The organism is Brevundimonas sp., assembly GCF_030682035.1.
GTDB lineage: Bacteria > Pseudomonadota > Alphaproteobacteria > Caulobacterales > Caulobacteraceae > Brevundimonas.
Genome location: NZ_JAUXQZ010000019.1, coordinates 1 through 12,966, shown reverse-complemented (window position 1 = coordinate 12,966; position 12,966 = coordinate 1). Strand labels below are relative to the sequence as shown.

General features: G+C 69.3%; 10 protein-coding genes. 3 read left to right on the top strand and 7 right to left on the bottom strand.

The genetic code is table 11. The features are described 5' to 3' along the window. Positions 1-40: 40 nt before the first annotated feature. Positions 41-1,465 (bottom strand): glutamate--tRNA ligase, encoded by a 1,425-nt coding sequence (gene gltX / locus Q8K49_RS04205; RefSeq protein WP_305304307.1) that lies wholly within the window; start codon positions 1,463-1,465, stop codon positions 41-43. Between gltX and Q8K49_RS04200 the strand changes: the two genes are divergently transcribed. Next, the gene (locus tag Q8K49_RS04200; RefSeq protein WP_305304306.1) at positions 1,464-3,614 is read left to right on the top strand and encodes a ComEC/Rec2 family competence protein; all 2,151 of its coding nucleotides are present in this window, start codon (positions 1,464-1,466) and stop codon (positions 3,612-3,614) included. The two genes, gltX and Q8K49_RS04200, sit on opposite strands and share 2 nt — an antisense overlap. Here Q8K49_RS04200 and lexA read toward each other — a convergent pair. From lexA to Q8K49_RS04180, 4 genes are all read right to left on the bottom strand, one after another. Next, positions 3,595-4,287, bottom strand: a complete 693-nt coding sequence (gene lexA, locus Q8K49_RS04195) for a transcriptional repressor LexA (RefSeq protein ID WP_305304304.1) — start codon at positions 4,285-4,287, stop codon at positions 3,595-3,597. The genes Q8K49_RS04200 and lexA overlap by 20 nt on opposite strands. Before the next feature lie 460 nt (positions 4,288-4,747). Then, a complete protein-coding gene (trpC, locus tag Q8K49_RS04190) occupies positions 4,748-5,545 on the bottom strand; it encodes an indole-3-glycerol phosphate synthase TrpC (protein WP_305304302.1) in 798 nt (265 codons plus the stop codon). 196 nt (positions 5,546-5,741) lie between these two features. After that, a complete protein-coding gene (gene trpD / locus Q8K49_RS04185) occupies positions 5,742-6,773 on the bottom strand; it encodes an anthranilate phosphoribosyltransferase (RefSeq protein WP_305304300.1) in 1,032 nt (343 codons plus the stop codon). Continuing rightward, positions 6,773-7,363 carry an aminodeoxychorismate/anthranilate synthase component II gene (locus Q8K49_RS04180; protein WP_305304298.1) on the bottom strand — a complete coding sequence of 197 codons (591 nt, stop codon included), beginning with the start codon at positions 7,361-7,363 and terminating at the stop codon, positions 6,773-6,775. The genes trpD and Q8K49_RS04180 overlap by 1 nt, the downstream gene beginning before the upstream one ends. 105 nt (positions 7,364-7,468) lie before the next feature. Here Q8K49_RS04180 and Q8K49_RS04175 point away from each other — a divergent pair, with 105 nt between their 5' ends. Beyond that, positions 7,469-7,651, top strand: coding sequence for a peptidoglycan-binding protein (locus Q8K49_RS04175; RefSeq protein WP_305304297.1), 183 nt, complete (start codon positions 7,469-7,471; stop codon positions 7,649-7,651). A 9-nt stretch (positions 7,652-7,660) separates the two neighbouring features. On the opposite strand, the gene trpE is transcribed toward Q8K49_RS04175, so the two are convergent. Next, entirely contained in the window at positions 7,661-9,172 is a 1,512-nt protein-coding gene (gene trpE / locus Q8K49_RS04170; protein WP_305304295.1) for an anthranilate synthase component I, read from the bottom strand. Beyond that, on the bottom strand, positions 9,169-11,115 hold the full coding sequence (locus Q8K49_RS04165) for a peptidyl-prolyl cis-trans isomerase (RefSeq protein ID WP_305304294.1): 1,947 nt from the start codon (positions 11,113-11,115) through the stop codon (positions 9,169-9,171). The genes trpE and Q8K49_RS04165 overlap by 4 nt, the downstream gene beginning before the upstream one ends. Positions 11,116-12,218: 1,103 nt before the next feature. Between Q8K49_RS04165 and Q8K49_RS04160 the strand changes: the two genes are divergently transcribed. Further along, positions 12,219-12,833, top strand: coding sequence for a class I SAM-dependent methyltransferase (locus tag Q8K49_RS04160; RefSeq protein ID WP_305304293.1), 615 nt, complete (start codon positions 12,219-12,221; stop codon positions 12,831-12,833). The last annotated feature ends 133 nt before the right edge of the window (positions 12,834-12,966 follow it).

Below are 12,966 nucleotides of genomic sequence, written 5' to 3'. Positions count from 1 at the left end.
TCCGGCGGAGAGATGTCGGGTCGCGGTCCGTGTATGAATGTCAGATAGTCTGTTGCAGCGCATCATCCAAGCGCCCGAGGCTTTCTTCGCGTCCCAGGGCGGCCATGGTCCTGGCGATGTCGGGCGAAACGCCGTCTCCCGTCAGCGCAGCGCGCACCGCGGGGCCAATCTTGCCGAAGCCGACGGCCTCCTCCTCGGCGAAGACCTTGAGTTCGGCTTCGAGGGCGAAAACGTCCCAGCTGGCGAACAGTTTGAGCCGGTCGCGCAGGCGTCCGATCCGCTCACCTGATTCGCCCGACAGCATCGGCAGGGCCTTCTCGTAGATGGCCAGAGGCCGGACCTTGAGGGCGAAGGTGGTCTGATCGGCCAGTTCGAGCGCGGTCTTCGCCCGGTCCTTGATGTAGGGCATGGCCCGGAGCAGCCGGGCCTCGTCGTCGGGGCCGAGAGCGTGGCCCCGCGCGAGATGGACGTCCAGCGTCATCTTGGCCAGGCGGTCGTCGTCCGCCAGTCGGATCCAGTGGGCGTTGACGTGGGCCAGCTTGTCGAAGTCCAGCCGGGCCGGGGCCTTCCCGACGCCTGTCAGGTCGAACCATTCCAGCGCCTGGGCGTCGCCGAATAGCTCGTCATCGCCGTGGGCCCAGCCGAGCCGGGCCAGATAATTGCGCATGGCCTCGGGCAGATAGCCCATCTCGGCATACTCATGGACGGCCTGGGCCCCGTGCCGCTTGGACAGTTTGGCGCCGTCCGGACCGTGGATCAGGGGGATGTGGGCGAAGCTGGGCCGGGTCCAGCCGAGGGCGTCGTAGATCAGGCTCTGGCGGGCGGCGTTGTTCAGGTGATCGTCGCCGCGGATCACATGGGTGATCCCCATGTCGTGGTCGTCGACCACCACCGCCAGATTGTAGGTCGGCGCCCCGTCGCTGCGCAGCAGGACCAGATCGTCGAGGTCGTCGTTGGCCCAGCTGACCGTCCCCTGGACCTCGTCCTCGACGGTGACATTGCCGGGCAGGGGACGGCGGAACCGGACCACATGGGGTTGGGACAGGTCGTCTACGGTCGGTTCGCGGTCGCGCCACGGCGATTCAAAGGTCCGGCGCTCGGCCTTGGCCAGATCCCGCAGGCGACCGGTCTCGTCGGCTGAGGTGAAGTCGCGATAGGCGCCGCCGCGCTCCAGAAGCTCGTTGACCACCTCGCGGTGCCGGTCGGCGCGGCTGAACTGGAACACCGGCTCCTCGTCGGCGAACAGCTCCAGCCAGCTCAGACCGTCGAAAATGGCCGTCACGGCGGCGTCCGTGGACCGTTCCCGGTCCGTGTCCTCGACCCGCACCAGGAACTTCCCGTTGCGTCCCTTTGCATACAAATAGTTGAAAAGCGCCGTCCGGGCGCCTCCTATGTGCAGGGAACCGGTCGGCGAAGGGGCGAAACGGGTGACGACAGCGGGTTTGAGGTCGGAGGGGGAGGTCATGGCGGGCGTTATAGCGCCGGCCCCGGCAAATCCCAGCCTTGCCGAACGGGTGGGGCCCTTCCTGAGCGAACAGGTCGCCGACCAGTCGCTGCGCTGGCGGCTATCGGCTCCGGTGGCGTTCGGCGGCGGCTGCGCCGTCTATTTCGCGCTGAAGACCGAACCGCCCGCATGGCCGCTGATCGCCGGCGCGCTGCTGGCGGCCGGGCTCTGGCTCGGCGCGCGGCGGACGGCGCTGGCGCGGGTCTGGACCCTGGGGCTGATGCTGCTGGCCTGTTTCGCGCTGGGCGTCGCCGTGGCCAAGCTGCGGACCGATGCGGTGACGGCGCCGATCGCGCCCGCCATGGCCCAGCCGACCGTGGTCGAGGGCTGGGTTATCGATGTCGACAGTCCGGGGGCGGCCGGGCCGCGGGTGGTCATTGCCCCGGTCCGCATTCACGGCCTGACGCCGGAGGAGACGCCGACCCGTCTGCGGGCCACGGTGCGCGGCGCGGCCCCCGAGCCGGGACAGGCCGTGCGGCTGTTCGCCCTGATCAATCCGCCGCCGGCCCCGGCCAGTCCCGGAGCCTACGACTTCGGCCGCAACGCATATTTCCAGAGCATGGGCGGCGTGGCCTTTTCGCTCGGCGAGACCCGGCCGGCATACTTGGCGCCGCCGCCATGGAATGTCCGGGCGGCCATGGCGGTCAATGGACTGCGCTATGATCTGGCCAGGCGGATCGTGGGGCGACTGGGGATGCGGACTGGCGGGGTGGCCGCAGCCATGACCACGGGCCACGAAGCGTGGTTGGACCCGGCGCAGGTCGATGTCATGCGTGATTCCGGCCTGGCGCACATCCTGTCGATCTCGGGCCTGCATATGGCGGTGGTCGGCGGTTTCGCCTTCTTTCTGGTGCGTTTGCTGGTCGCGGCCTGGCCGTGGCTGGCGTTGCGGGTCTCCGGCAAGAAGGTTGCGGCCTGGGCGGGTTTGGGGGCGGTGGCGACCTATCTGGTCATCTCCGGCTCGCCGGCGCCGGCCGAGCGGGCGGCGATCACGGCCTCGATCGCCTTTCTGGCCATCCTGCTGGACCGGCAGGCGATTACCATGCACGCCCTGGCCGTGGCGGCCCTCGTGGTGCTGCTGCTCCGGCCTGAGGCCATCGTCACGCCCGGCTTTCAGATGTCATTCGCGGCGACCGCCGCTCTCGTCGCTCTGGTCGAGGCATGGCCTGTGCGGCCGCGCGAGATTTCGGCGCCGTGGCCAATCCTGCTGGTGCAGCGGGTCGGCGCCTGGCTGGGCATCGCCGTGATGGCCAGTCTGGTGGCGGGGGCGGCGACCGGACCGTTCGCCCTGCAGCATTTCAACCGCACGGCCATGTACGGATTGGGGGCCAATCTGGCGACCGCGCCCCTGTCTGACTTCATCATCATGCCGGCTCTCGCGCTCGGGGCCTTGCTGGAGCCGCTGGGGCTGGGCGCGCCCTTCCTGTGGCTGGCGGGGCAGGGGATCGGGGTGATGCTGGCCATCGGAGAATGGACGGCGGGTCTGCCCGGCGCGGTCAGGACGGTGGCCAGCGCCCCGGATTTCGTCCTGCCCATCGCCTTCCTCGGGGTGTTGTTCTGCTGCCTGTGGCGGGGGCCGCTGCGTTGGCTGGGCCTGCCGTTCGCGGCGGCGGTCATGCTGTGGCCGCGCGATCCCACGCCGGACCTCTGGATCGGCGACGGCGGCGCCAATGCGGCCTTCGTCGAGGCGGGCGAGGCGGTGGTTGTGCGGCCCGGCGTGCGCCAGTTCGCGGTCGATGTCTGGTCGCGGCGGCGGGGCGTCGAGCAGGCGGAACGGGCGACGGAGGGCTGGGCCTGCACGCGGTTTTCGTGTGCACCCGCCGAACCCGGCGCCGGTCTGCTGGCGCTGTGGTGGGGCCGTCGGGCGCCGTCGCTGGAGCAGGTCGACGCCCTGTGCCGTTCGGCGCCGGTGGTCAGCGTGCGGGCGAGGGTCGCAGCGCTGCCGCCCTCATGCGAGGGACGGCTGGTGCTGGACGGCGCCGACTACGCCCGGGGCGGTGCGGTCGAGCTGTGGCGGGACGGGCCTGCGTCAGCGAACCGCTGGCGCGCGGTCTGGGCAGCGCAGGTGCGCGGCGACCGGCCGTGGAGCGTCAGTGATACCGGCGGATGAGGCCGACCAGCTTGCCCTGGACCTCGACCTGATCGGGGCCGAAGATGCGCGTCTCATAGTTGCGGTTGGCGGGCTCCAGCGCGATCGAGCCGCCCTTCTTGCGCAGCCGCTTGAGCGTGGCTTCCTCGCCCTCGACCAGGGCCACGACGATCTCGCCCGACGAGGCGGTATCGACCGATTTGATGATCACCAGATCGCCGTCGAGGATGCCGGCCTCGATCATGGAGTCGCCCTCGATCTCGAGCATATAGTGTTCGCCGGCGCCCAGCATGGCCTCGGGCACCGGATAACGGGCGGTCTCGTGCTCGATGGCGGCGATAGGCGTACCGGCGGCGATCTTGCCCATCAGGGACAGTTCGCGGGTGTCGTTGGCGGCCTCGGCGCCCTGAGGCCTTCCGCCGCCCTGGATCACGCCGGGGGTGAAGCCCGAGCGCCCGCGCGGCGCGCCCGCCGTGGCCTGATCCGGCATCTTGACCACCTCCAGCGCCCGCGCCCGGTGCGCCAGTCGGCGGATGAAGCCGCGCTCCTCCAGCGCCGTGATCAACCGGTGGATGCCCGATTTGGACGCCAGATCGAGCGCCTCCTTCATCTCGTCAAACGAGGGGGAGACGCCGGTCTCCTTGATCCGCTCGTGGATGAACATCAGGAGTTCGTGCTGTTTGCGCGTGAGCATGGCGTCGAATCGTCCAGAACAAGGCGTGAACCGTTGCCGATGTTCTGTAAGTGTTCTTGCCTAATGTCAACTTAACGGCGGAGTGGCGCTTCAAGGGCGCCCGGCGTCCTCAAAGACAGCGTCTCGGCAGGGGGTATCGAAGGTGCCTCAGGAGCGTGTTATCCAAGTCGCGCCCGCAGTCAGCGCGCCTATTCTCCTAGCGAGATTGATCCATGAATCGACAAGCCCCCGCTGCCACCTTGTCCATTGTCCGGCGTGAACGACACTGGATAATTGCCTCTTGCTCTGCGTCGCAGCAAATACCGCCAACGATAGCGCTCGTCACTTTAGATCGGGGCGCTGCAATTGGGTTGGCAATCGCCACTGCGCGCCAACTGCATGATGACTTTAAAGCTGACAGCCAGGTGATCATTTGCGGGAACGAAGGCAAGACGCGCCTTTGGACGTCTTGGCCAACCAATCAGTGGGAATCGAGCAGTCTCCGGGTCGCCGCCTCTACGTCAGCCTGACGCATCAGGCTTTCCCCGACGAGCACCGCTTGGGCGTGGGCGTCCGAGACGCGGGCCACATCGTCCGGTGTGAAGAGGCCGCTCTCGGCGACCAGCAGGGCTCCGGGCGGGGCGAGCGCGGCCAGCCGTTCGGTGACGGCGAGATCGACCTCGAAGGTGCGCAGGGAGCGGTTGTTGATGCCGACCAGATCGCCGCCCAGCTTGCAGGCGCGGGCCATCTCGGCCTCGTCGTGGGTCTCGATCAGGGCGTCCATGCCGAACCGCTCCGCCTCGGCCAGCAGGTCGGCGGCGAGGGCGTCGTCGACCATCGCGAGAATGATCAGGATGCAGTCGGCGCCCAGGGCCCGGCTCCCGGTGACCTGCCAGGGATCGACCAGGAAGTCCTTGCGCAGACAGGGCAGGGCGGTGGCGTCGCGGGCGGCGGCGAGGAAGGCGTCGTCGCCCTGGAAGCTGGGGCCGTCGGTCAGCACCGACAGGCAGGTCGCGCCGCCGCGCTCATAGGCGCGGGCGAGGGCCGGCGGGTCGAAATCGGCGCGGATCAGGCCCTTGGACGGGCTGGCCTTCTTGATTTCGGCGATCAGGGCGGGGCGGCCGGTGCGGGTGTGGGCCGCGTCCAGCGCGGCGCGAAAGCCGCGAGGCGGGGACGCCTGCCGCGCCAGCGCCTCGACGGCGTCCTGAGACGTCACGGCCTTGCGGTGGGCGACGTCGATGCGTTTGTAGGCGGCGATTTCGGCGAGGACGTCGTTCATCGCACGGCGCCCACCGCGCGCTCCCTTCCCCTCGACGGGGAAGGGTCGGGGATGGGGCGGTGGCAGGGCGTTGCAGGACGAGGCGCGAAAGGCTCTGCAGACATCGACGGGGTCCATCGGAGCTCCACCGGAAAAATCCCGGCTCCACCCCATCCCAACCCTTCCCCCTCGAGGGGAAGGGCTTGTGTTTGCGGCGTCATTCGCAGGCCTCGACTTCGCGATTTGTAGCCTCGACCAGATCGGCCAAGGCCTTGGCTGCGCGGCCGTCGTCGATGACCGCAGCGGCCAGCGCCGCGCCCTCGGCCAGGTCGGCGGCGCGGTCGGCGACGACCAGGGCGGCGGCGGCGTTGAGCAGGACGATATCGCGATAGGCGCCCTTGGCCCCGTCCAGCAGGGCGCGGAGGGCGACGGCGTTCTCTTCCGCATCCCCGCCGCGCAGAGCCGCGAGATCGGCGCGCGGCAGGCCGGCGTCCTCCGGCGTGACGGTGAAGCGGCGGACGGCGCCGTCCTTCCATTCCGCCACCTCGGTCTCGCCCGTGGTGGTCAGTTCGTCGAGGCCCTGGCCGTGGACGGTCCAGGCGCGGGTCGCGCCGAGCCGGCCCAGCACCTCGGCCAAGGGCTCAAGCAGGCGGGGATCATAGACGCCCATGACCTGACGCCTGGCGCCGGCGGGGTTGGACAGCGGCCCGAGCAGGTTGAACACGGTGCGGAAGCCGATCTCGGCCCGCACCGGCCCGACGTGGCGCATGGCGCCGTGGTAGGCGGGGGCGAACAGGAAGGCGATCCCGGCCTCGTCCAGCGAGCGGCGCTGCTGGGCCGGGCTGGCCTGCAGGTTGACGCCCAGCACCGAGAGCACGTCCGAGGACCCGGACTTCGAACTCATCGCCCGGTTGCCGTGTTTGGCCACCTTCAGGCCCGCGCCGGCCAGCACCAGGGCGGCGGCGGTCGAGATGTTGAAGGTGTGCTGGCCGTCGCCGCCGGTGCCGCAGGTGTCGATGGCGTCATAGGGATGGTCGAGCGTGCGGGCGGCCTCGCGCATGGCGGTGGCGAAGGCGGCGATCTCCTCGACCGTCTCGCCGCGGATGCGCAGGGCGGTGACGGCGGCGGCGACCTGGGCCGGGGTCGGCTCGCCGCGCAGGCAGGCGGCGAAGAAGGCATGAGCCTCGTCGGCCGACAGGATACGGCCGTCGACCAGCTTGGCCAGCAGGGGTTTGAAGTTGTCGGCCATCAGACCATGGCCCGGCGCTTGATGTTGGCGAGGTCGAGGAAATTCGCCAGCAGGTCGTGGCCGTGTTCGGTGGCGATGGATTCGGGGTGGAACTGGACGCCGTGGATCGGACGCGTCCGGTGGGCGAGGCCCATGATCTCGCCGTCGGCGGTCCAGGCGGTCACTTCCAGAACGTCGGGCAGGGTTTCGCGGCGCACGGCCAGCGAATGGTAGCGGGTGGCGGTGAAGGGCGAGGGCAGCCCCTTGAAGACGCTGCGGCCCTCATGCTCGATCGGCGAGGTCTTGCCGTGCATCAGGGCCTTGGCGCGGATCACCTCGCCGCCGAAGGCCTGGCCCATGGCCTGATGGCCGAGGCAGACGCCGAAGATCGGCATGTCGAGCGGGGCGGTATCAAGGATGGCGAGGCAAATGCCGGCCTCGTTGGGCGTGCAGGGGCCGGGCGAGAGCAGCACGGCCTCGGGCTTCAGCGCCCAGGCCTCGGCGGCGGTCAGGTCGTCATTGCGCACGACACGCGTCTCCGCGCCCAACTCCGCGAGGTAGTGGACGAGATTCCAGGTGAAGCTGTCGTAGTTGTCGACGACGAGGATCATGGTCTGGCTTCTAGGGTGTGCGCGAGGCCGCGCCAAGCGGCTGTGACGGTAAGTCTTCGTTAACCGAACCCGCCCGAACCTGCCGCTGAAGTTCGCGGGGGTTTCATGGCGTACACAAGCATCACCAAGGCGCGCATGCTGCTGACGCCATCGGCCGCGCGGCCCAGCCCTTACGCCGCCCTTGGCGCCGCAGCGCTGGCCGCGATGGCCGCGGTGCTGATGGCCGGTGTCATGGTGCTGGGGCCGGGCGTGCGGTTCGACGAACCGGTGGTCTCGGCCCTGCCCTAGCGCCAGAATTCAGCGATTGCCGAACGGGTAGCGCCAGGCGTCCTCGGCGGCGCGCATGGGGGCGCGGGCCTTTGCGAAAGTCTCCGCGTATTCCGCGGCCGGATTGCTGTCGGCGACGACGCCCGCGCCGGCCTGGACGTGGATCTTGCCGTCGGCGAACAGGGCAGTCCTGAGCACGATGCAGATGTCAGCCTCGCCGCCGGCCGAGATATAGCCGACGCCGCCGCCGTAGCCGACGCCGCGCTTGACGCTCTCCAGCTCGTCGATGATCTCCATCGCCCGCACCTTGGGCGCGCCGGACAGGGTGCCGGCGGGCAGGGCGGCGAGCAGGGTGTCCACGGCGTCGAGGTCGGGATGGGCGTCGCCCTGGACCTCGGAGACGATGTGCATCACCGAGCTGTAGCGTTCGACCCGGAAGCTCTCGATCACCTCGACCGTGCCCGGGGCGGCGACGCGGCCGACGTCGTTGCGGCCGAGGTCCAGCAGCATCAGATGCTCGGCCCGTTCTTTCGGATCGGCCAGCAGTTCGGCCTCCAGCGCCTGGTCGGCCTCGGGCGTCTCGCCACGCGGCCGGGTGCCGGCGAGCGGACGGATGGTGACGCGGCCATTCTTGAGCCGGACCAGAATCTCGGGGCTGGACCCGGCCAGCTGAAAGTCGCCGAAGTCGAGGTAGAACAGATAGGGCGACGGGTTCCGCCGCCGCAGCGAGCGGTAGAAGGCGAACGGATCGGTCGTCCACGGCGCGGCGAACCGGTGACTGAGCACGACCTGAAAGATGTCGCCGGCGGCGATATAGTCCTTGGCCTGAGCGACTTTGGCCGCGAAGTCCGCGTCGCCGACGGCTGAACGGAACGGGGCGATTTCCGTCTCGACCGGCGCGGGCAGGGCCGGCAGCGGCCTTCGCAGGTCGGCCTCGAACCGGTCGAGCCGCGCCACAGCGGCGTCGAAGGCCGTCCGGCCGCCGAGCCCGCTGTCGGGGTAGGCGGCCGACACCAGCACGATCTCGTGGCTGACCGAATCGAAGATGGCGACCAGGGCGGGGCGGGTCAGCACTGCGTCCGGCAGGTCCAGTGGGTCGGGGTTGGGCGCGCCGAGCGGCTCCAGCAGCCGCACCATGTCATAGCCGAAGACCCCGAACAGGCCCGCGGCCATGGGCGGCAGGTCTGCGGGCAGGTCGAACCGCGACGCCGCCATCAGGGCGCGCAGCGATGTCAGGGCGTCAGAGGCTTCGGGCTCGAACCGGCCGGGGGCGATGTCGTCGCCCCGCGCCAGCTCAGCTGCGCCGCCCCGGCAGCGCCAGACCACGTCCGGCTCGCGGGTGATGATCGAATAGCGGCCGTTGACGGCGCCGCCTTCGACCGATTCCAGCAGAAAGGCGTGGGTGCGGCCATGCCCGACCTTGAGGAAGGCCGAGACCGGCGTCTCGAGGTCGTCCACCAGCCTGCGGATGACCACCTGCGGGCGGTCCCGCGACCAACCGCGTTCGAATTCGGCGAAACCGCCTTCGCCGCCGGTCGTCATCGCGCCGGCGGGGCGCCCGGCGATGCCGGAGCGGCGGGCGAAGCGGGGGCGGCGGGCGCTTCGGCCGGCAGGCCCAGGGACATCCGGGCCAGGGGCTCGTCGTATTCGGCCTTGCTGCGGGCGGCGGCGGCGGCGATGGCCACCTCGCCGACGGCGTTGACGTGGTCGCCGGCCATGCGCTGACGGAACTGTTCAGCGACCGGAGCGGCCAGGGCCGGCACCGCCCCGGTGATGCGCTCCGTGCGACCGATGACGAAGGTGTCGGCCGTGTTCTGCTGCGAGAAGGGCTCCCCGCGGCCGCTGCTGAACACGCCGGCGATGACGCCCTGTCCGTTCTGTTCGGCGGACTGGCGGTTCAGGCCGGTTCCCGTCTGCAGGGTCGCGCCGACCGAGGCGGCGACGGCGGCCAGGTCTTCGCCGCCGCGCACACGGGCGGCGAGCGCGTTGGCGCGCGTGCTGAGCAGGCGGGCGTTCTCGCGCAGCACCCATTGCCGGGCCAGCGGCTCGCGGATGCCGGCCAGCGGCGGCAGGGCCGCCGGCATGATGTCGTCGAGGCGGACCACGAAATACTGGCCCTGGCCCATGTCGACCACTTCGCTCTCGGCGCCCTTGCCCAGGCTCCACATGGTCTGGATCAGTTGCGGCGGCAGGGGCGGGTTGATGTCCTGGCCGTTGCGGAGTTTGCCGTCCTGACGAATCGGCGGAATCCGGATCACCCGGGCGCCGACCTCGCGCACGGCGACGTCCAGCGTCTTGCCGTCCTGGCGGGCCTTCTCATAGGCCTCGACCCGGCGATAGACGGAGGCGCGGGCGTCCTCGGTGCGAAGCTCGGCGATTACCTGGTCGCGGACGTCGGCCAGGGTCGCGGCCCGGCCGGGCTGGATGCTGGTCACGCGAGCGACGACAAAGCCGACGCCGGCCTGGACCGGGGCGGAGACCTGATTGGCGGCCAGGCCGAAGACGGCGGCGGCGACAGCCGGATCGCCCAGGGCGCTGCGCGGGGTGTCAACGTATTCGGCCGGCTGGATGCTGTTGGCGCGGGCGACGTCGGCGGGAGACTGGCCGCCGCGCAAGGCGTTGGCGATACGGTCCGCGGCGGCGCGGTTCGGTGCGGTCAGGGTGACGAAGGAGCGCTTCTCGGGCAGCGACAGGGCGTCGCGGCGGAAGTTGAACCGCTCCTGGATGCGGGCCTCGGTCAGTTCGGCCGGGGCGGCCGCGCCGTCGTCGAACAGCACCACCGAGGCGGTGCGGGATTCGGGCATACGCAGCTGGTCGGCGTTCTGGTTCATCAAGGCGGTCAGCTGGGCGTCGGTCGGAACGCCCGCCGCGCCCGCCATGGCCTGGGTCACGGTGAACCAGCGGGCGTCGCGGGTCTCAAGCGCCTGGCTGGCCAGGATGGCGCCATAGACGCGCGGAAGGCGCATGCCGGCGCCGAGGGCGGCGCCGTAGTGCTGGGTGGAATACTGGTCGCGCAGCTGCGCCTCGAACATTTCGGGCGTGGCGTTGCCCTCAGCGAGTTTGGAGCGGTACTGCTCCTCGCTGAACTGACCCGTGACGTTGTCGAAGAAGGCGGGAGCCTGGCGAATCTGGCGCAGGACCAGCTCCTCGCCCGGACGGATGCCGGCCTTCCAGGCCCAGTTCACGAAGCCGAGCTGTTGCGACTTCTGCTCCAGATACTGACGCAGGCCACCTTCACCGATCAGTTCCTCGAAGTCGAGCGCGCGGCCGGCCTGTTGCTGGGCCTGCTCGCGGATACGGTCCAGTTCGCCGCGGAACTCGGTCTGGCTCAGGTTGCGGTCGCCCGCCGAGACCACATGCTTCGGACCCAGGTTGGCCAAAACATCCATCTGCGATCCGCCCGTGACCAGCAGGCCGAGGGCCAGGACAACCAGCAGGCCGATGGCCCATTTCGATTTGGCGAAGGTGCGGAAGGCGGTGAGCATGGTCGGTCCTGGCGATCAGCGGCAAGGGTGCTGTCTGGCCTATAGGGTGTCAGCGGCCAGCACGGCAAGACGAAGGCGTCTTTGTTGGGCCGCTGTGTCGTTTCTCCCTCCCCCGCGTGGGGAGGGTGGTCGCGAAGCGACCGGGTGGGGAAGGACGAAGCCGGGTGCGGTCCGTGCGGGACGGGCGTTCCCCACCCAGGCTCGCCAGAGGCTCGCCCGTCGTCGGATTGGCTCCGCCAATCCATCCTCCACTCCCCATGAAGGGGAGGGAGAAGGTTTGGCGCATGACTCATCGCCGCTTCAGGCGAAGCGGTTGAGATGGGAAGGGCCGGCGGAGCGCCAGGCGCGAAGCCCGGAGACCATGGGAGAGTGTGTTTCGGCTTCGCGACGTCGCTCCGCACGGAATGTCTGACCGGGAGCTGTCGGCCTGAAAGGCAGTGGTGAGCTCTTTCAGGACCAGCGGCGCTGTTGACGCCCTGCCGACATGGCCTCCGGCGGGCGGGTCGGAGCCTTGCGAACCGTTCGTCCGGGCGGCTCCGCCGCCCGTTCCTCCACCCCGGAACGGCGCGGGTTCCCTGCCCGTCGCCCTTGACGCCTGGCCTATGCTCGCCCCACGGGGGCTCGCGACTTGAGGCCGGGCTGTGGGAGCCTGACCCCCGCCGCGCGGCGGCTCGCTGCTTGAGGCCCGGAGGCGCTCGCGATCCGCTCTGCGTTGAGGTGCGACCCCCTCCCGCTCATCCCGTTCCCGCCGCGACAAGATCGCAAGGCCCTGCACCCTTCCCTGCGACGGAACGGGGATTATGGAAGCGGGCCCTGCTATGGCGGGCTGGGGACGCTGAATTTTCGGGAAGCGGAACGGAATCAGCGGGTTGGCGGGGCGGGATATGCTGACAATCGGTGGATTGTGAGCACAGCGTCATCGCCCGCCAGCTCAACGAACGCCCAGAAAGACCCTGCTCTATCGCACGCCAGCGGAGACCTTCGCCGAGTGTGCTGCGGCGATCAGTTGAGCCCACCACCCTTGGCGGATATTCGATGTGCCGCCTCTGGCATTTCAAACGAGGCAAGCCCAGCTTCTTCGAGAAGGCCTGGGAGCGGGGACGATGAGCGCGAAAACGCATTGGGAACACGTCTACCAGACCAAGGCGGTAGACGAGGTGAGTTGGTATCGACCTCACCTCGAGGTTTCACTCCGTCTGATCGAAGATGCTGCGCCGGATCGAGCAAGCGCGATCATCGACGTTGGTGGCGGCGAAGCTACCCTGGTCGATGACCTGCTTGCACACGACTACCGCGACGTGACCGTGCTCGACATTTCGCCGGCCGCGATAGGGGTGGCGAAAGCCCGCCTCGGTTGCTCTGCGACGTCCGTGCACTGGGTCGCGGGCGACATTACCGCAGTCGAGTTGGAAACCGCTCGCTACGATGTTTGGCACGACCGGGCGGTGTTCCACTTCCTGACGAGTGCGGACGACAGGGTCGCATACGTCCGTCAGGTTGCCCGCACCGTCAAGCGTGGGGGTCATGTCATTGTCGCGACCTTCGGACTGGATGGACCGGAGAAGTGCAGCGGACTGGACGTGGTTCGGTACGACGCCGGTAGTCTCCACGGCGAGTTCGGACCGCATTTTCGCTTGTTGGATAGCGCCACAGAGTTACACGAGACGCCTTGGGGCACGCCTCAGCAGTTCATGTATTGCCTGTGCCGGATAGACTAGGACGAATCGACATTCAGCGCATCCAGAGCATGGAGGCGGCGATGTGGATGAAGGCCAGGTAGTGGCTGGCTAGCCGGTCGAAGCGTGTTGCGAAGCGGCGGAAGTGCTTGAGCCTGTTGAAGCAGCGCTCGAT

Excerpts from the sequence above, each read along its gene's own strand:
- Q8K49_RS04200 (WP_305304306.1), top strand. The coding sequence starts at position 1,464 with ATGGCGGGCGTTATAGCGCCGGCCCCGGCAAATCCCAGCCTTGCCGAA.
- gltX (WP_305304307.1), bottom strand. The coding sequence starts at position 1,465 with ATGACCTCCCCCTCCGACCTCAAACCCGCTGTCGTCACCCGTTTCGCC.
- lexA (WP_305304304.1), bottom strand. The coding sequence starts at position 4,287 with ATGCTCACGCGCAAACAGCACGAACTCCTGATGTTCATCCACGAGCGG.
- trpC (WP_305304302.1), bottom strand. The coding sequence starts at position 5,545 with ATGAACGACGTCCTCGCCGAAATCGCCGCCTACAAACGCATCGACGTC.
- trpD (WP_305304300.1), bottom strand. The coding sequence starts at position 6,773 with ATGGCCGACAACTTCAAACCCCTGCTGGCCAAGCTGGTCGACGGCCGT.
- Q8K49_RS04180 (WP_305304298.1), bottom strand. The coding sequence starts at position 7,363 with ATGATCCTCGTCGTCGACAACTACGACAGCTTCACCTGGAATCTCGTC.
- Q8K49_RS04175 (WP_305304297.1), top strand. The coding sequence starts at position 7,469 with ATGGCGTACACAAGCATCACCAAGGCGCGCATGCTGCTGACGCCATCG.
- trpE (WP_305304295.1), bottom strand. The coding sequence starts at position 9,172 with ATGACGACCGGCGGCGAAGGCGGTTTCGCCGAATTCGAACGCGGTTGG.
- Q8K49_RS04165 (WP_305304294.1), bottom strand. The coding sequence starts at position 11,115 with ATGCTCACCGCCTTCCGCACCTTCGCCAAATCGAAATGGGCCATCGGC.
- Q8K49_RS04160 (WP_305304293.1), top strand. The coding sequence starts at position 12,219 with ATGAGCGCGAAAACGCATTGGGAACACGTCTACCAGACCAAGGCGGTA.